Annotated in this window: 4 protein-coding genes; all 4 read right to left on the reverse strand. The window is 36.5% G+C overall.

Going from position 1 to position 21,342, the window contains the following annotated elements:
* Nucleotides 1–85: 85 nt before the first annotated feature.
* Nucleotides 86–11,929: a T9SS type A sorting domain-containing protein gene (locus D1816_RS00910; RefSeq protein ID WP_118500837.1), complete on the reverse strand. Its 11,844-nt coding sequence runs from the start codon at nt 11,927–11,929 to the stop codon at nt 86–88.
* 172 nt (nt 11,930–12,101) lie between these two features.
* Nucleotides 12,102–14,360, reverse strand: coding sequence for an OmpA family protein (locus D1816_RS00915; RefSeq protein WP_118500838.1), 2,259 nt, complete (start codon nt 14,358–14,360; stop codon nt 12,102–12,104).
* Nucleotides 14,361–14,376: 16 nt separating this feature from the next.
* Nucleotides 14,377–15,330 (reverse strand): type IX secretion system membrane protein PorP/SprF, encoded by a 954-nt coding sequence (locus D1816_RS00920; protein WP_198403806.1) that lies wholly within the window; start codon nt 15,328–15,330, stop codon nt 14,377–14,379.
* 43 nt (nt 15,331–15,373) lie between these two features.
* A complete protein-coding gene (locus D1816_RS00925) occupies nt 15,374–20,347 on the reverse strand; it encodes a BspA family leucine-rich repeat surface protein (protein ID WP_118500839.1) in 4,974 nt (1,657 codons plus the stop codon).
* Between the last annotated feature and the right edge of the window lie 995 nt (nt 20,348–21,342).

A 21,342-nucleotide genomic window follows, 5' to 3' on the forward strand; every position in this document is an offset into this window, starting at 1 on the left:
GTCCCTATAGTTTTAAATAAATACAGCTTAAATGATCTAGATCATTTAAGCTGTATTGTTGTCATTCTATTTTAGTTGTCTTTCATCATTTTGTCAGAATAATGCGGTTTCTAATAGAATGTTTACCCAATTGTATTACATAAAGATATACACCAGCAGGTAATAATCCATCTTCATTGAAAGTAACCTGATACTTTTTGTTTGCTTCAACTTTTATATCCGAAATCGTATGTGTCAAAATACCGGTCATTGAATAGACTTTTACGGTTGCTTTTCCACTTTGAATACTATTAAAATCAATAGTCACCCTATCTTTTGAAGGATTTGGATAAGCTTTAGAATTTAATCGAGTTGAAGATTTAATAGAAGAATTAGATAAACTTTGTGGTTCACCATTTCTTTGCTCACAAGTTGAAACAACCAGTACTGTTTCTCTTGAGGTACATCCCGTTATTGTATTGGTTGCTGTAACGATATATTGCCCTTCTGAACTCACATTGACTGGATTTTCACCTGCAGTAAACCCGATCCAACTAAAGCTCACATTAGGAGTTATTGAAGTTGCAGTTAAAGTTACTTCTGTTACATCGCAAGTGATCGTTCCGCTAGCTGTTGCTTGCAGTTCTGGTTTGGTACGATCCGCAGTAACAAGTACCGTTTGTTGTGAAGTACACCCTGTCGCAGTATTGGTTGCTGTCACGATATATTCCCCTTCAGAGCTAACACTGACTGGATTTTCACCTGCAGTAAATCCTTCCCAAGAGAAAGTCACATCAGGAGTCATTGAAGTTGCAGTTAAAGTAACTTCTGTTACATCACAAGTAATCGTTCCGCTAGCCGTAGCTTGTAATTCTGGTTTGGTACGATCTGCAGTAACAAGTACTGTTTGTTGTGAAGTACACCCTGTCGCAGTATTGGTTGCTGTCACGATATATTCCCCTTCAGAGCTAACACTGACTGGATTTTCACCTGCAGTAAATCCTTCCCAAGAGAAAGTCACATCAGGAGTCATTGAAGTTGCAGTTAAAGTAACTTCTGTTACATCACAAGTAATCGTTCCGCTAGCCGTAGCTTGTAATTCTGGTTTGGTACGATCTGCAGTAACAAGTACTGTTTGTTGTGAAGTACATCCTGTAGCGGCATTGGTTGCTGTCACGATATATTCTCCTTCAGAGCTTACGTTGACTGGATTTTCACCAGCAGTGAATCCTTCCCAAGAGAAAGTCACATCAGGAGTAGTGGAGGTAGCAGTCAGAGTTACTTCCGTTACATCACAAGTGATCGTTCCGCTTGCCGAAGCTTGTAATTCTGGTTTGGTACGATCTGCAGCAACAAGTACTGTTTGTTGAGAAGTACATCCTGTAGCAGCATTGGTTGCTGTCACAATATATTCCCCTTCCGAACTTACATTTACTGGATTTTCACCTGCAGTAAATCCTTCCCAAGAGAAAGTCACATCAGGAGTCATTGAAGTAGCAGTAAGGGTTACTTCTGTTACATCACAAGTGATCGTTCCGCTTGCCGAAGCTTGTAATTCTGGTTTTGTACGATCTGCAGTAACAAGTACTGTTTGTTGAGAAGTACATCCATTCAGAGTATTTGTCGCTGTCACGATATATTCTCCTTCAGAGCTTGCATTGACTGGGTTTTCACCAGCAGTGAATCCTTCCCAAGAGAAAGTCACATCAGGAGTTATTGAAGTTGCTGTCAAAGTAACTTCTGTTACATCACAAGTAATAGTTCCACTAGCTGTTGCCTGCAATTCTGGTTTTGTACGATCTGCAGTAACAAGTACTGTTTGTTGTGAAGTACATCCTGTCGCAGCATTGGTTGCTGTCACGATATATTCTCCTTCAGAGCTTACGTTGACTGGATTTTCACCAGCAGTAAACCCGATCCAACTAAAGCTCACATTAGGAGTTATTGAAGTTGCTGTCAAAGTAACTTCTGTTACATCACAAGTAATAGTTCCACTAGCTGTTGCCTGCAATTCTGGTTTTGTACGATCTGCAGTAACAAGTACTGTTTGTTGAGAAGTACATCCTGTCGCAGCATTGGTTGCTGTTACAATATATTCCCCTTCAGAGCTTACATTGACTGGGTTTTCACCAGCAGTGAATCCTTCCCAAGAGAAAGTCACATCAGGAGTTATTGAAGTTGCTGTCAAAGTAACTTCTGTTACATCACAAGTAATAGTTCCACTAGCTGTTGCCTGCAATTCTGGTTTTGTACGATCTGCAGTAACAAGTACTGTTTGTTGAGAAGTACATCCTGTCGCAGCATTGGTTGCTGTCACGATATATTCTCCTTCAGAGCTTACGTTGACTGGATTTTCACCTGCAGTAAATCCTTCCCAAGAGAAAGTCACATCAGGAGTCATTGAAGTAGCAGTAAGGGTTACTTCTGTTACATCACAAGTGATCGTTCCGCTTGCCGAAGCTTGTAATTCTGGTTTTGTACGATCTGCAGTAACAAGTACTGTTTGTTGAGAAGTACATCCATTCAGAGTATTTGTCGCTGTCACGATATATTCTCCTTCAGAGCTTACGTTGACTGGATTTTCACCTGCCGTAAATCCTTCCCAAGAGAAAGTTACATCAGGAGTCATTGAAGTTGCTGTTAATGTTACTTCTGTTACATCACAAGTGATCGTTCCGCTCGCCGAAGCTTGTAGTTCTGGTTTTGTACGATCTGCAGTAACAAGTACTGTTTGTTGTGAAGTACATCCTGTAGCTGTGTTGGTTGCTGTTACAATATATTCTCCTTCAGAACTTACGTTGACTGGATTTTCACCTGCCGTAAATCCTTCCCAAGAGAAAGTTACATCAGGAGTCATTGAAGTTGCTGTTAAAGTTACTTCTGATACATCACAAGTTATAGTTCCGCTCGCCGAAGCTTGTAGTTCTGGTTTTGTACGATCTGCAGTAACAAGTACTGTTTGTTGTGAAGTACATCCTGTCGCAGCATTGGTTGCTGTCACGATATATTCTCCTTCAGAGCTTACGTTGACTGGATTTTCACCAGCAGTAAACCCGATCCAACTAAAGCTCACATTAGGAGTTATTGAAGTTGCTGTCAAAGTAACTTCTGTTACATCACAAGTAATAGTTCCACTAGCAGCAGCTTGCAATTCTGGTTTGGTACGATCTGCAGTAACAAGTACCGTTTGTTGTGAAGTACATCCTGTCACAGCATTGGTTGCTGTTACAATATATTCCCCTTCGGAGCTTACACTGACTGGATTTTCACCCGCCGTAAATCCTTCCCAAGAGAAAGTTACATCAGGAGTCATTGAAGTTGCAGTTAATGTTACTTCTGTTACATCACAAGTGATCGTTCCACTAGCAGCAGCTTGCAATTCCGGTTTTGTACGATCTGCAGTAACAAGTACAGTTTGTTGAGAAGTACATCCCGTTATTGTATTGGTTGCTGTAACGATATATTCTCCTTCAGAGCTTACACTGACTGGATTTTCACCTGCCGTAAACCCTTCCCAAGAGAAAGTCACATCAGGAGTCATTGAAGTAGCAGTAAGGGTTACTTCCGTTACATCACAAGTGATCGTTCCACTAGCAGCAGCTTGTAGTTCTGGTTTGGTACGATCTGCAGTAACAAGTACTGTTTGTTGTGAAGTACATCCTGTCACAGCATTGGTTGCTGTCACGATATATTCACCTTCGGAGCTAACACTGACTGGATTTTCACCTGCCGTAAATCCTTCCCAAGAGAAAGTTACATCAGGAGTCATTGAAGTTGCTGTTAATGTTACTTCTGTTACATCACAAGTGATCGTTCCGCTCGCCGAAGCTTGTAGTTCTGGTTTTGTACGATCTGCAGTAACAAGTACTGTTTGTTGTGAAGTACATCCTGTAGCTGTGTTGGTTGCTGTTACAATATATTCTCCTTCAGAACTTACGTTGACTGGATTTTCACCTGCCGTAAATCCTTCCCAAGAGAAAGTTACATCAGGAGTCATTGAAGTTGCTGTTAAAGTTACTTCTGATACATCACAAGTTATAGTTCCGCTCGCCGAAGCTTGTAGTTCTGGTTTTGTACGATCTGCAGTAACAAGTACTGTTTGTTGTGAAGTACATCCTGTCGCAGCATTGGTTGCTGTCACGATATATTCTCCTTCAGAGCTTACGTTGACTGGATTTTCACCAGCAGTAAACCCGATCCAACTAAAGCTCACATTAGGAGTTATTGAAGTTGCTGTCAAAGTAACTTCTGTTACATCACAAGTAATAGTTCCACTAGCTGTTGCCTGCAATTCTGGTTTTGTACGATCTGCAGTAACAAGTACTGTTTGTTGAGAAGTGCATCCTGTCGCAGCATTGGTTGCTGTTACAATATATTCCCCTTCAGAGCTTACATTGACTGGGTTTTCACCAGCAGTGAATCCTTCCCAAGAGAAAGTCACATCAGGAGTTATTGAAGTTGCTGTCAAAGTAACTTCTGTTACATCACAAGTAATAGTTCCACTAGCTGTTGCCTGCAATTCTGGTTTTGTACGATCTGCAGTAACAAGTACTGTTTGTTGAGAAGTACATCCTGTCGCAGCATTGGTTGCTGTCACAATATATTCCCCTTCGGAGCTAACACTGACTGGATTTTCACCTGCAGTAAATCCTTCCCAAGAGAAAGTCACATCAGGAGTCATTGAAGTTGCAGTTAAAGTTACTTCTATTACATCACAAGTGATCGTTCCGCTAGCCGTAGCTTGTAATTCTGGTTTGGTACGATCTGCAGTAACAAGTACTGTTTGTTGGCTAGTACATCCTGTAGCGGCATTGGTTGCTGTCACGATATATTCCCCTTCAGAGCTTACATTGACTGGATTTTCACCAGCCGTAAATCCTTCCCAAGAGAAAGTAACATCAGGAGTTATTGAAGTTGCAGTTAAAGTTACTTCTGTAACATTGCAAGTAATAGTTCCACTAGCTGTTGCTTGCAGTTCTGGTTTCGTACGATCTGCAGTAACAAGTACTGTTTGTTGAGAAGTACATCCTGTCGCAGTGTTGGTTGCTGTCACGATATATTCCCCTTCAGAGCTTACATTCACTGGATTTTGACCTGCCGTAAACCCTTCCCAAGAGAAAGTCACATCAGGAGTCATTGAAGTTGCAGTCAGAGTTACTTCCGTTACATCACAAGTGATCGTTCCGCTTGCCGAAGCTTGTAATTCTGGTTTTGTACGATCTGCAGTAACAAGTACTGTTTGTTGAGAAGTACATCCATTCAGAGTATTTGTCGCTGTCACGATATATTCTCCTTCAGAACTTACGTTCACTGGATTTTCACCTGCCGTAAATCCTTCCCAAGAGAAAGTTACATCAGGAGTCATTGAAGTTGCAGTTAAAGTTACTTCTGTTACATCACAAGTGATCGTTCCACTAGCTGTTGCTTGCAGTTCTGGTTTGGTACGATCTGCAGTAACGATTACCGTTTGTTGTGAAGTACATCCTGTAGCTGTGTTGGTTGCTGTCACGATATATTCTCCTTCAGAACTTACATTGACTGGATTTTCACCTGCCGTAAATCCTTCCCAAGAGAAAGTTACATCAGGAGTCATTGAAGTCGCAGTCAGAGTTACTTCTGTTACATCACAAGTGATCGTTCCACTAGCTGTTGCTTGCAGTTCTGGTTTGGTACGATCTGCAGTAACAAGTACCGTTTGTTGTGAAGTACATCCTGTAGCTGTGTTGGTTGCTGTCACGATATATTCCCCTTCAGAGCTTACACTGACTGGGTTTTCACCCGCCGTAAATCCTTCCCAAGAGAAAGTCACATCAGGAGTTATTGAAGTTGCAGTCAGAGTTACTTCTGTTACATCACAAGTGATCGTTCCGCTAGCAGCAGCTTGTAGTTCTGGTTTTGTACGATCTGCAGTAACGATTACCGTTTGTTGAGAAGTACATCCTGTTGCAGCATTGGTTGCTGTCACGATATATTCCCCTTCAGAGCTTACGTTCACTGGATTTTCACCAGCAGTGAATCCTTCCCAAGAGAAAGTCACATCAGGAGTCATTGAAGTTGCAGTTAAAGTTACTTCTGTTACATCACAAGTGATCGTTCCACTAGCCGTAGCTTGCAATTCTGGTTTGGTACGATCTGCAGTAACAAGTACCGTTTGTTGTGAAGTACATCCTGTCACAGCATTGGTTGCTGTTACAATATATTCCCCTTCGGAGCTTACATTCACTGGATTTTGACCTGCCGTAAATCCTTCCCAAGAGAAAGTCACATCAGGAGTCATTGAAGTTGCAGTAAGGGTTACTTCCGTTACATCACAAGTGATCGTTCCACTAGCAGCAGCTTGTAGTTCTGGTTTGGTACGATCTGCAGTAACAAGTACCGTTTGTTGTGAAGTACATCCTGTCACAGCATTGGTTGCTGTTACAATATATTCCCCTTCGGAGCTTACACTGACTGGATTTTCACCTGCCGTAAATCCTTCCCAAGAGAAAGTCACATCAGGAGTCATTGAAGTAGCAGTAAGGGTTACTTCCGTTACATCACAAGTGATCGTTCCACTAGCAGCAGCTTGCAATTCTGGTTTGGTACGATCTGCAGTAACAAGTACAGTTTGTTGAGAAGTACATCCCGTTATTGTATTGGTTGCTGTAACGATATATTCTCCTTCAGAGCTTACACTGACTGGATTTTCACCTGCCGTAAATCCTTCCCAAGAGAAAGTTACATCAGGAGTTATTGAAGTTGCTGTCAGAGTAACTTCTGTTACATCACAAGTGATCGTTCCACTAGTAGCAGCTTGTAGTTCTGGTTTTGTACGATCTGCAGTAACGATTACCGTTTGTTGGCTAGTACATCCATTCAGGGTATTTGTTGCTGTTACAACATATTGACCGCTAAATTGTACTTCAACTGGATTTTGACCTGCAGTAAATCCTTCCCAAGTAAAGCTTACATTAGGCGTCATAGAAGAAGCCGTTAGAGTTACTTCTGTTTTATCACAGCTAATAACGCCATCTGCGGTTGCTTGTAAATCTGGTCGGGTTCGTTCAGTTTCTACTTCTATTATTTTTTGTTTGGTACATCCATTTAACGTATTTGTAGCTGTTACAACATATTGTCCTCCATAATTTACTTCGATAGGGTTTTCTCCATCCGGAAAACCATCCCAAGTAAAAGTTACATTGGGCGTTGTGGATGTAGCAGTTAATGTTACCTGTCTATTAATACAAGTAATGGCCCCATCGGCAAAAACATCCAGATCAGGTCTGGTTCGTTCAGTTTCTACAAATACCACTTTTTGATTACTACAACCCGTAAGAGTATTAATAGCTGTTACAACATATTGTCCTCCATAATTTACTTCGATAGGGTTTTCTCCATTAGGAAAACCATCCCAAGTAAAAGTTACATTGGGCGTTGTGGACGTAGCAGTTAGTATTACCTGCCTGTTAATACAAGTAATGGCTCCATTTACTGATGTTTGAATGTCTGGTCTATTACGTTCATTCTTAACAGTTACCGTTTGTTGTGAAATACACCCTGTAGTAGTGTTCGTTGCGGTCACACTATATTCGCCTCCAGAACTTACGTTCACTGGATTTTCACCAGCCGTAAATCCTTCCCAAGAGAAAGTAACGTCAGGAGTAGTGGAGGTAGCAGTTAAAGTTACTTCTGTTACATCACAAGTGATCGTTCCGCTAGTAGCAGCTTGTAGTTCTGGTTTAGTATTATCAGCAGTAACGATTACTGTTTGTTGGCTAGTGCATCCTGTAGCAGCATTGGTTGCTGTCACACTATATTCCCCTTCTGAACTTACATTTACTGGGTTTTCACCTGCAGTAAATCCTTCCCAAGAGAAAGTAACATCAGGAGTTGTTGAAGTTGCTGTCAGAATTACTTCAGTCATATCACAAGTGATTGTTCCACTAGCCGTAGCTTGTAGTTCTGGTTTGGTATTATCAGCAGTAACAAGTACTGTTTGTTGAGAAGTACATCCCGTTGCAGTATTGGTTGCTGTTACACTATATTCACCTTCCGAACTTACATTGACTGGATTTTCACCAGCCGTAAATCCTTCCCAAGAGAAAGTAACGTCAGGAGTAGTGGAGGTAGCAGTTAAAGTTACTTCTGTTACATCACAAGTGATCGTTCCGCTAGTAGTAGCTTGTAGTTCTGGTTTGGTATTATCAGCAGTAACGATTACTGTTTGTTGGCTAGTGCATCCTGTAGCAGTATTGGTTGCAGTTACACTATATTCCCCTTCCGAACTTACATTGACTGGATTTTCACCTGCAGTAAATCCTTCCCAAGTAAAAGTAACATCAGGAGTTGTTGAAGTTGCTGTCAGAGTTACTTCTGTTACATCACAAGTGATCGTTCCGCTAGCAGCAGCTTGTAGTTCTGGTTTGGTATTATCAGCAGTAACGATTACTGTTTGTTGGCTAGTGCATCCTGTTGCAGTATTGGTCGCTGTCACACTATATTCCCCTTCCGAACTTACATTGACTGGATTTTGACTTGCCGTAAATCCTTCCCAAGTAAAAGTAACATTTGGAGTTGTTGAAGTTGCTATCAGAGTTACTTCTATTACATCACAAGTGATTGTTCCACTCGCAGCAGCTTGTAGTTCTGGTTTGGTATTATCGGCAGTAACGATTACTGTTTGTTGAGAAGTACATCCTGTCGCAGCATTGGTTGCTGTCACAATATATTCCCCTTCAGAGCTTACATTGACTGGATTTTGACCTGCCGTAAATCCTTCCCAAGAGAAAGTTACATCAGAAGTTGTTGAAGTTGCTGTCAGAATTACTTCAGTCACATCACAAGTGATTGTTCCACTAGCCGTAGCTTGTAGTTCTGGTTTGGTATTATCGGCAGTAACGATTACTGTTTGTTGGCTAGTACATCCTGTTGCAGTATTGGTTGCAGTTACACTATATTCCCCTTCCGAACTTACATTGACTGGATTTTCACCTGCAGTAAATCCTTCCCAAGTAAAAGTAACGTCAGGAGTAGTGGAGGTAGCAGTTAAAGTTACTTCAGTCACATCACAAGTGATCGTTCCGCTAACAGCAGCTTGTAGTTCTGGTTTGTCAATATTTTGAGTTACAATTGCAGTTGCAAATCCAGTACAACCAGCAGCATTGGATACTTTTAATATGTATTCTCCAGGTTCATTTACATTTATCACTTTTGTGTTTGCAGAGAAGTTATTAGGACCTGTCCAGGAATAGGTAACATTATCTGTTAAAGATGATCCGGTAATTTTTACAGAATTTTGAGCACATGTAAGTTCACCATCTACAGATGCTGATGCATCAATTACTGCTTGGTTTTTTGCTGTAACTTTGACATTATCGAAATAATAGATCTCTCCCGAAGTTGTTGTGCGCGATTTAATTATGATCTCTAAACTTGTACCTTTTAAGGAACCGATTGAAACTTCTGTTCCCGAGGTGCTATTGCCATTTATTGATCCAGAATTTTTACTAAAAAGAATTTTTGGACCACCATCAAGTCGATAATATAAATCTATAAAATCCAGATTTTGACCTTCGCTTTCCATATCACCTGTACTGCATAAATGCACAGAAATAGTTACATCATTTTTATCCGAAATATTGATTGATTCAGAAGTCCAAATCCCTTTTTTATCATTTCCTGTATTTTCAACTTTGAATATATTATTGTGTACTTCAAATCTCCCTGAACTTGGGTTTTGTGTTGTCCAACTTGTAATTCCAGTATCTAATGTTGTCCCATTAGGTAAATTAAATTTTTCTAACCAAATGTCTGTTTCTGTAGTATCAGAATTTATAACATTTACTACAAAAGAAGAAGAGCAACCATTGCTTGTATCAGTAACTGACACTGTGTAACTTCCTGATTGATTTGTAGTTGGGTTTTGTAGTGTAGAGTTAAAACCGTCAGGTCCAGACCAGTTATAGGTTACATTAGGAGTTGTAGAATTAGCTAGAAGTGTAACTTGAGATACAGAACAGCTTAGTGTTCCGTTTACAGAGGCTGACACATTAGGTTTAACGATATTTTGAAGAACAGTAACGGTCGTATGTCCCGTACATCCTGTATTGTTAGATACGTTCAAAGTATACTCTCCTGGTTTATTTACCTGAATTACTTCTGTGTTTGCTGTAAAACCATCTGGCCCAGTCCATGAATAATTTACATTATTTGAAGAAGAGGAACCTGTAATGGTCACTGATTCATTAGCACAAGTTAAAATTCCATCTACCGAAGCTGTTGCGTCTATAATAGCGGGATATATTTCTGAAACTTTGACATTATCAATATAGTACAATTCGTTAAAAGCGGTAGTTCTGGATTTAATTATAATCTGTAAACTAGTACCACTTAATAAGCCAATTGATACCTCGGCACCAGAAAGATCATTCTCATTTATTGGCCCAATATTTTCACTAAAAAGGATTTTCTGACCTCCATCTAATTTATAATAAACATTTACATAATCAAGTAGTTCACCAAAACTATCGATGGTACCTTCACTTGCTAAATGCAATGATATCCTTACATTATTTTTCCGTGAAATATCAATTACCTCAGATGTCCATATACCTTGTTTGGTTTTTCCCATATTTTCAACAATAAATTGATTGTCTAATACATTAAGATTACCAGAACTTGGATTTTGGGAAGACCAGCTTGTTGTACCTGTGTCGGAGGTTGTGCCATTGGGTAAATTGAATTTTTCTAACCAAAGAACATTTTCTGTACTATCAGAGTTTAGTACATTAATTATATACGAAGAGGTACACTCACTATCCGGATCAGTTACCTGTAATACATAGGTTCCTGCTTCATTTACCGTAGGATTTTGTATCGTTGAACTAAAGCCGTTAGGTCCTGACCAGTTGTAAATCACATTTGGGGTAGTAGAGTTACCTGATAATATAACTGAAGATATCGAGCAGCTTAAAGTACCATTGACTGAAGCTGATATATTAGGTTTTCGGATATTTCGTTTTACAGTTGCTGTTGCAAACCCTTTACAACCTTGATTATTGGTCACTTTTAATCTGTAATCCCCAGGCTCATTTACATTTATTACCCTTGTATTTGCAGAAAAATTATTGGGTCCTGTCCATGAATAAGTTACATTATTTGCAGAAGATGCTCCTGTAATAGTTACGGATTGATTTTTGCAAGTAAGTATATCATCTACTGAAGCCGAAGCATTAATGTTTCCTTTTCCCGTTACTTTAACATGATCAAAATAATAAAATTCATCAGACGCTGTAGTCCTTGATTTGATTATAATTTGTAGACTATTTCCATTCAATGAACCTATAGAAACGACCTTACCAGAAGCACTATTACCATTTATAGATCCCGAATTTTCACTAAAAAGAATTCTTTGACCTCCATTTAGTCTATAATAAAGATCAATAAAATCTAGACTTTCGCCAGAGTTTTCTAAACCACCTGTACTATGCAAATGAACAGAAATGCTCACATTGTCTTTACCAGTAATATCAATTGATTCAGAAGTCCATATTCCTTTGTTATTCTTTCCTGTATTATTAACTTTAAATCTATTGTCTCTTACATGAAAATTACCAGAACTTGTATTTTGAGTAGTCCAAGCTGTGGATCCAGAATCAGATGTTGTTCCGTTGTTTAAATTAAATTTTTCTAACCATATAGTCTCTGAACAATTAGTAGTTAGATTAGATGTTTTTGTGTTTTCATAATGTTTAGTTTTCTGATGGTTGTTTAACTTTTTGCTAAAAAAGAAGTCACTTATAGTATCATTATTAGTATACCGCTTTGTGTTTTTTGGATTAAATGTATTTTCAATTATAAATCCAATAGAATCTTCTTCATGTATAGGGTGTTCGGGGCTTGCCTTTATGTGATTTATCAATAGCCCTATAAGTATTGATAGAATAAAAGGTTTTAAGTAATTTTTTTTCATTTTTTAGGGGGTTGGTTAGTTAGAAAAAATAGTTATATACTACTAGTATTTCATACATGATATTCTGTTTTATGATACTAGTATAAAATTTGTGAATGATCTATACTGAAAGTAAAAGTGTATTACTTTTGCTTATTCTTTAATTTAGTGTTCTATTGGTTTTTAGATCGTATTATTTGACAATGATGAACTCACTTCGTCTATTTTTTTGGTGCTCTTCTTCTGAACAAGGAACCCCATCTCCACAATCGTTGAACAATCTACGCTCTCCATATGCTCTACCTCGTATACGTCGCCAATTAATGCGACCTTTTTCTGTAATATAATTTAGTGTAGCTCTCATTCTTTTTACACTAAGTTGTTTGTTATACCAATAACTTGATCTGCTATCTGCATGCGAGTGAACTTCCATTTTCATACTTTGATACGTATTCATAAGTTCGATAACTTTTGTTAGTCCAGTTTCAACTTCGGGGCGTATTTCTTCAGAATTAAAATTAAAGTGAATTGGTAAGGGAACAACCATCATTAGTTTTAGTCTTTCTTCTGGTTTTATGGTGTTTTTGGATACTCCTTTTGCGCTTAATCGGTACTCCGGTATTCCTTTGTCAATTAAATACAGTTTAATTGCTTCAGCTTGATTTTGAGCAATTACATTGTCACTATTGTTATCGTAAGTATATGATTTTATATCGGTGTATACTTTTGGATATTTTTTCATTAAGAGGATTAATTCATCTAATTTATCCTTTGATTTGTTTGAAATATTTGTGAAGTCATTTTGAAAATGTATGGGGTCTATTATCAATTCAAAATTGAAAACATTTTCCAGTTCATTAGAGTTTTTGTTTACTTTTTCTAGAGCAAGATCTTTATCGTAATTCTTTTCTAGTTTAATAAGTTTTTCATAAACATCGGCAAACTCCTCCTTATAAATAATATGTTCATAAGGCTTATATCCGGTTTTATTTACCGTAATTAGATATGCATCTTTTAATTTTTCATTATCAGAAAAGATATAATTACCATTATCTACCGAAACTTTTTCTTGTATGACATTGTTTTCATTATCATAGATAGTAATGGTTGCATCATTTAAGGCTTCGTCATTATCATTATCTATGATTGTGCCTAAAACTGTGGTAAGATCAAAACTTCTAATCGGTTTTAATTGTAATACACTATAAATATCATCACCACCTTTTCCGTCACTTCTATTAGAAGAAAAGTACCCTTTTTCGGTTTGAGTGTTTAGTACAAAAGAAAAATCATCTTGTGGACTATTTACAGGTCTTCCAACATTAATAATATCTAAAAAAGGAGTGTTGATTTTTGTAACGAAAATATCTAAACCTCCTAATCCCGGATGTCCATCTGAAGAAAAATACAATTCATCTTGTGTTACAAATGGAAAAGTTTCTTTTCCTTCTGTATTTATTTGGTTACCCAAATTAATTGGCATACCAAAGCTCCCGTCATTATTGATAGCGATAGAATAAATATCAGACATCCCATATCCTCCGGGCATATCTGAAGAAAAATATAGTGTTTGCCCATCTGGACTAATTGATGGATGAGAAGTGGAATAGGTATTATCATTAAAAGGCAGGTCTTCGGGAATAGTCCATTCACCATTATCATTTTTGTAAGACCTATATATTTTTAATCGAATCATTTCGTTTTTATTGGTAATGTCATGGTTTCGTGTAAAGTATATGGTACTACCATTATTTGTAAACGCAGGAGTAGATTCATGAAATCTTGTACTTAACTCTTTTGAAAACGGTTTAGGATCTGAATATAAATTGTTTTCTGGATCATATTTTGTGAGATACAACTCTAAGAAAGACTCCTCGGTCCATTTATGTACTCTTTTGTTAAAAAGCAATGTATCTCTTGATGAGCTAAATACAATTGCATCTTCATAGTAGGTTGCTCCAAAATCAGTAAAGCTAGAATTAATAGCTAAATTATCTATTTGATACCGCCCAGATTGATATTCGACTCGTTGAAGATAATCTCTTTTCTTATCAAATAGGTTGGCCCGTTGATCCTCTGGTCGTGATAACAGTAGTTGATCCATATAGTTATCGGCACTGTTATAATCCTGTATAGATTTTAGAGATTGAGCATATTTAAAAAAGTACTCGGGTTCGACCTGATCCGCATAAGATTCTATAAATTCTTTGTACCATTTTGCAGCATTTTCAGGTTGTCCATTTAGGTAGTAACTATCTCCAAGATTTTTTAAGGTTTCTGCATTTTTATATTGTCGTTCTACTGCTTTAAGGTAAGCTTCTTGTGCACTAACATATTTATGTTGATCAAACATTTTGTTAGCGATATTTACTATTCTTTGTTGTGCTATTCCTGAACCTCCCCAAAGTGAGGTGATAAAAATAATAAGTGGGGTATATATTACTTTGTTCATTGGTGTATTGAATTTGTTAAAAGAATCTAGGCGTTAGAAACTGATGATGGTTGTTTTTTAATTCAAAACGCAGTATGGCTTCATAAGATCCATTATTAAAACGTGTTTGCCCTAGATCAGTGATTTCTCGATCATACGAAAACCCTATCATTAAACTGTCTGAAATTTGAAATCCTGCAATAGCACTAACTGCTTTACTCCATCGATAAGCTGTTCCTATAGTAAATTTCTCGTTAAACATAAAGTTTGCAGATGCATCAAATTGAATTGGGCTTCCTTCTATATATTTAGCTAATACTGCAGGCTTAAATTTTATGTAGGGGACTATTTCGAAAACATGACCGGTTATGAAGTAGTAATTCACGCGTTCTTTAGCAAAAACACTTACTTGATTATCAATGTTTGATAAGATGTCTTTGTTGAAATGATTTGTTTCTAATAGATTAGGAGTACTGATGCCTAAATAAAAGCGATTTGTATGATAATAAAAACCTACCCCAACATTAGGGCTAAATTTATTGTCAATGTTATTTTCAAGTAATGAATCATCAGGGTTAAATCTTCTTAGTGTTATGAGGTCTACATTTAATAAATTTCCTCCGGCATTTACACCAAAATTTAACTTACCAATTCTTGATACAGGAATAGTATAAGAAATACTTGCATTAAAATTTGTTTCGTTTGTAGCACCGATTGCATCATTTATGATGGATAATCCGATACCTAATTTATTCTTTTCGTTTATAGGAGAATTTAAAGTAAGAGTTTGTGTACTTGGAGCTCCATCTAATCCTACCCATTGAGTTCGGTATAATCCCATTATGCTAAGTATTCCTCTACTACCTGCATAGGCAGGGTTAACACTAATGGTGTTATACATGTATTGCGTATATTGACTATCCTGTTGTGTATAGCATACAGCAGGAATAGAACAAGTAATTATGGATATAAAAAGTAATAGTTTTTTCATAAGCGGTAATTTTTGTTGATTGATATAGGGGTAATGTCATTTTTTAGTTGATGTGTATAAACCCAGATTTACTAGATGAATTGCCAATTGTATTTTGATATTGTAATGTGAAGAAATAGGAACCTGTTGGGAGTACTTTTTTTTCTCCTTTGGCAATTCCATTAAATAAAGGGACACCTTTTTGTTCATAGCCGCTTGCTTCAAAGACTTTAGCACCCCAACGATTATATATGATTATGGTATTATTTGGAAACTTGGTTAATCCGGAAATCCTTAGTTCATCATTTAATCCATCTCCATTTGGAGTAATTATTTCATATACAATCAATTCATCTTCAATAATAAGATCAGTAATTGTTGGGTCTTCACCATCGCCATCATTGTCATCATCAATATTGGTATCGTTATTTGGATCATCAGAAAAGTCAATTATTTCCATATTTAATGGATCTATACCAGTTACAAAAGCCTGATTTATAACACTACCCGTAAGAATATCATTTTCGGTAAGTTCATATATTGCAGTAAATGTTGAATTATCAATTTCGCCAGAATCAAGATTAATTGATTCTCCATTCAAAATAATCCCAGGTAATGGATCGGTAAGCCTAATATTGGTAATTGTTTCAGTACCATTATTTTCAATAGTAAAAGTGTATACAATTTGGTCTCCTAGATTTAATACGCCATCATTATTTGAGTCTTCATAGTTCCCGATTTTTGATAATGCTAAATTGGGGTTTGGTGGAATATCATCATCTGTTATACTTGCGGTAGCTGATGATGCATTAATTGATCCGATATTTGGAAATGATATTGTAGCAATAATAGTTTCTAGTGGTTCTACTTCGGTATCATCAATAACAGGAACTACTACTGTTTGGGTAGTACTACCGTCAGGAATTGAGAATGTCACTACGTTTGTATAATCTACTCCGTTACTTGCTGTTCCTGTAAGTACTATCGTTCCTGTAATAGGAGATCCGGTTTGATTGGTTACTCCGTTATCTAAGCTTATCGTAAAATTCACATCAGAAAACCCTTCTACCGCATCTATCGGGGATCCAATAGAAATAGTGAGCGAAGTACTTTCATCATCAATTATATTAGCTATGGCGCTAGTATTGTTAATATTTATTGCTCCAATATTTGGTGCAGATATTGTTGAAATTATAGTTTCTATAGGTTCTACTAAGGTGTCATCAATGACAGGAATAGTTACTATCAAATTAGAAGCTGCATCTGGAATTGAGAAAGCCATTATGTCTGTATAATCAATACCATTAATTGCCGTACCACTATAGGTAATCGATCCGATAATAGGGCTTCCTGTTTCATTGCGTAATCCGTTGTCTAAGCTTACTATAAAAGTAGCATCTGATGTACCTTCGACAGCATCTACTGGTGATCCAATCGAAATAGTTAATGATGTACTGTCATCGTCTGCGATAATCGCAGTATCTGTAGTATTTGTAGAATTTATATTTCCTATACTTGGATTAGAAATTTCGGCAATGATAGTTTCCGGTAATTCTACTGCGAGATCATCGATTATCGGAATGGTAACTATCACACTAGCACTTCCGTTTGGAATTGAAAACCCTGTTACATTGGTATAATCAACTCCGTTAGTAGCAGTACCACTAAATGTAAATATGCCTGTGATAGGCATTCCGGTAGTATTAACAATTCCTCCATCAATACTTACGGTGAAAGAAGCATCAGAAGTACCTTCAATGGCGTCTGTTGTTTTGGTAATAGAATAGGAGAGTGCCGATGCATCATCATCTGTTATGAATGCAGTATCAAAATTGTTCAATGTATTTATAGTCCCTAGACTTGGTGAAGATATTGTGGCAATAATAGTTTCTTGTGGTTCTATCTCATTGTCATTAATTACAGGAATGGTTATCGTTGCGGAAGTACTCCCGTTTGGAATTTCGAACAGACTCACATTGCTATAATCTGCTCCGTTAGTGGCAGTACCTGTAAGTGTAAGTGTTCCAGTAATTGATGTACCGGTATTATTACTCACACCGTTATCTAAGTTAACAGTAAAAGTAGCATCAGAAGTTCCTTCGATAGCATCTACAGGAGATCCAATAGAAATAGTTAAAGATGCACTATCATCATCTGTTATTGTTGCAATAGCGGTATTATTTGTAGCATTTATATTACCAGTATTTGTGGTAGATAAAGTGGCAATAATTGTCTCGAGTACTTCTACTTCTGTATCATCAATTACCGGAATGGTGACAATAGTATTGGTATCTCCATTAGGAATAGAAAATGTAGTTACATCTGTATAATCTGAGCCATTAGTGGCGGTACCTGTTAGTGTAAGTGTTCCTGTAATAGGGGCTCCGGTAGTGTTGATTATTCCTCCATCAATACTTATCGTAAATGTAGCGTTTGAAGTGCCTTCAATCGCATCTGTAGTTTTAGAAATGGAAAAGGCTAATATTGATGAGCACCCCAATCTATCCCCATTAATAGTCCATAAATCGTTGTTGATTAATCGGTTTCTTTCATTTCCGGCCAAGCAGTATGTTAATCCATCTGCACCTAAAATTACATTAGTTAATACGGTTTGACTTTCCCATCCTATTAATGTAGCATCATAATTTTGTGTAGATAAACCAGAATTAGAAAGTGCATCAGACATTGATGCTACCTTACTAATATTCCAACCACCAAGATCTTGATTAAAAGCAGTTGCTGCATTAAATATGGCACTCATATCAGTTACATTATCCGTAATCCAACTACCAATATTTTGATTAAATTCAGGAGCATTGTTAAACATGTTTGACATATCGGTGACAGTATTTGTGGACCAGTTGCTTATATCCCGATTAAATACAAGAGCATTATTAAACATAAAGCTCATATCATCCACTTTGCTTGTATCCCAACTTGTACCTGATGTTCTGATATTTTGATTGAAAACAATTGCATTGTCGAACATAGCATCCATTTTTAAGACATTACTTGTATCCCAACTGCTAATGTCCTGATTGAATGTTGTAGCATTGTTAAACATAGAACTCATACTTTCGACATTGGCTGTATTCCATGTACTAATGTTTCCATTAAAAGCTGTAGCACCAAGGAAAGTTCTATTCATACTCTGGATAGTGATGACATTCCACCCTGAGAGATCAGCATTTACTGTAGTTGCACCATTAAACAAGTTATCAAACGAAGTTACTCTTGATAAGTCTGGCGCATTGATGTCGTTTATTTGAAAATTGATAGCATCTTTGAAGTTAAGTTTTGATACTAACAAATTTCCCCATTGTTCTACAGATAAGATATTTGTAGTATTGTTAGGAACCGTTTCAAAATCAAAACTCTCGAACTGCCCATCAATAGTGACTGTGTATACACCAGGTATAGCGTAGGTGTGTGTCATATTAGGAGTGGTAACATTGGTTTCAATAGCTGTGCCATCTCCCCAATCAATACTAAAATTATATTGTAGTGATCCATTACCATTGTCATTAGGTAAAGTGATCATTTCACTTGTAGTGTTGGTTTCCCAAGTGGTTATAAATATAGAAGAACAATCCAACCCATCATCAGTTATTACCCATAGATTTGGAGCATTTGTTAGTGTATTTCGGGCAGTTTCTCCTAAACAGTATGTTAATCCATTTGCTCCTAAATTAAGTCCAGATTGTACTGTCTGATTGGCCCATCCTATCAATGTTGCATCATAATTTAAGGTAGATAAACCAGTGTTTGATAAAGTATTGAATAGTGATGTAACCTTACTGATATTCCAATTTGCTAAACTTTGATTAAATGCAATGGCACTATTAAACATAAATGACATACTAAGTACATTAGCGGTATCCCAACCACTAATATTTTGATTAAACGCTCTAGCATTAGCGAACATAAATGCCATTCTTTCTACTTTAGTAGTATCCCAACCTCCAATGTTTTGATTAAACCTTAAACTACCAGAAAACATACTGCTCATATCCCTCACTTCACTAGTAATCCATCCGCTAATATCTTGATTAAATGTTGATGCACTTGCGAACATAAAGGTCATGTCGGTTACCATACTTGTATTCCAACTACCAATAGTTGCATTAAATGCTGTAGCTCTAAAAAACATAAAACTTAAGTTAGCTACCTTACTTGTATTCCAGCCACCAATATTTTGATTAAATCTAGCAGCACCGTTAAACATTCCTGTCATATTAAGTACTTCATTAGTAACCCAACCGCTTATATCTTGATTAAATATTAAGGCGTTAAAAAACATAGTTGACATGTCGGTTACTTTAGCAGTATTCCAACCAGAGATATTTTGATCAAAAGCAGAGGCTCCAGAAAAAGTGTCTACCATACTCGTTACCTCACTTGTATTCCAAGTACTAACATCTCCATTAAATGCTATAGCATCACGAAAGGTTCCGTTCATACTTGTAATTCCTGAAACTATCCAACCAGATAAATCAGCGTTTACTGTAGAGGCACCACTAAATAGGTTGTCAAATGAAGTTACATTGGTTAAATCTGGATTATCGGTTGCTGTAATTTGAAATCTGCTTGCACCACTAAAATTAAGTTTAGATACGGCTAAATTTCCCCACTGGTTAACAAATAATAAATTGTTGGCACTTGGACTTGTTGGGGTACCAGTAAAATCAAACTCTTCAAATTGCCCGCTAATCCTTACTATATATGTACCAGGGGTTATATATGTATGCTGTTTTCCGGGAGTATTTACATTTAATTCAATCGGTGTTCCATCTCCCCAATCTACAGTAAAATTATAATCTGCAGCCATTCCACTATTGGGTAGTGTAATAATTTCATTTGCAGTTGTTGTTTCCCATGTAGTAATAAAATCCTGAGCATGGATTGATGTTCCAAATATCCAAAAAAGGCAAATAATTATTGTACGTTTTTTAGCTATTAGTAATACTTTACTCGGTTGTAGTTTCTTTCTAAAATTTATGGAATTATGTTTATGTTTTAAAAGTATTTTTTTTGTCATATACTATTGATTTAACGGGGTTTATTAAAACAAAATAGGTGACCCAAACATTAACGGTAGCGACAATACCGTATATTTAACCATCTCTTTCTAATTAAGATAGATGTATAGAAGTATTGCGTTCCACTATGCAAGTAGTACGATTATTTTATTTGTGGTAGTAGTTTCTCAAGTGTGAATAAAATCTTGAGTAGTAACTAATAAACCTTTTTAAAAAAGCAGATAGTTATTTGGTGTTTTCATTACATTTTTGGTTGGTACTTAGTATATTTTATGTAAGAAGACTGTCTAAATAATCCTTGTGTTTTAAAAGGTTTTAAGAGTATTTTCTTGCCATATAGTATTGGTTTAATGGGGGGGTTAATTAAAACAAAATAGCTGTTATATGGTTTATTAGTATAACAGTAAATACCATTCGCTCATTGCACGACTAAATGTATGGTAATAGTAAAGGGGTTGCCATATCATTTTAGTATAACAATGGTCATTTCGATATAAATTTTCTGTGATCAGTCTGAACTGATATTGCTATAAAATGAAGAGTAATTACTTCAAGCTGTCTCTTAATTTTATGTATAGAAATAAGAGAGCTTTAGTGATTATATCTTATAGGTAGTAGTGTATTTTTTTGCCATATGATGTTGGTTTATTGGGGTTTTAAAAAAGCATGTCTTACAAATAGTTTATACTAGTTGTAGTTTTTTGTATTTATTCCTTTAACAAATGAAAAACTAAAAGATGGCTATTAGTATCATAGTCTTAATAAAAGTATTTTTCTTGTAGTTTGAATAAATTAGTGTGTCTATAAAAAAGAAGATAATTATTTTACATTTTCTTTACACATCTAAGAGAGTAATTGTGATGTGTTGTAAAAGAATTTTGATAATTAAATTTAAATCTTATAGGGTTTAAGAGTATTTTTCTTGTCATATATTACGTTTGTTTAATTAGGGGTTTATTAAATCAAAATGATGTACTATGATGCGTTAAAAGTA

The organism is Aquimarina sp. AD10, from assembly GCF_003443715.1.
GTDB lineage: Bacteria > Bacteroidota > Bacteroidia > Flavobacteriales > Flavobacteriaceae > Aquimarina > Aquimarina aggregata.

Coding starts and splice junctions, on each gene's coding strand:
- D1816_RS00910 (WP_118500837.1), bottom strand. CDS start 11,929: ATGAAAAAAAATTACTTAAAACCTTTTATTCTATCAATACTTATAGGG.
- D1816_RS00925 (WP_118500839.1), bottom strand. CDS start 20,347: ATGACAAAAAAAATACTTTTAAAACATAAACATAATTCCATAAATTTT.
- D1816_RS00920 (WP_198403806.1), bottom strand. CDS start 15,330: ATGAAAAAACTATTACTTTTTATATCCATAATTACTTGTTCTATTCCT.
- D1816_RS00915 (WP_118500838.1), bottom strand. CDS start 14,360: ATGAACAAAGTAATATATACCCCACTTATTATTTTTATCACCTCACTT.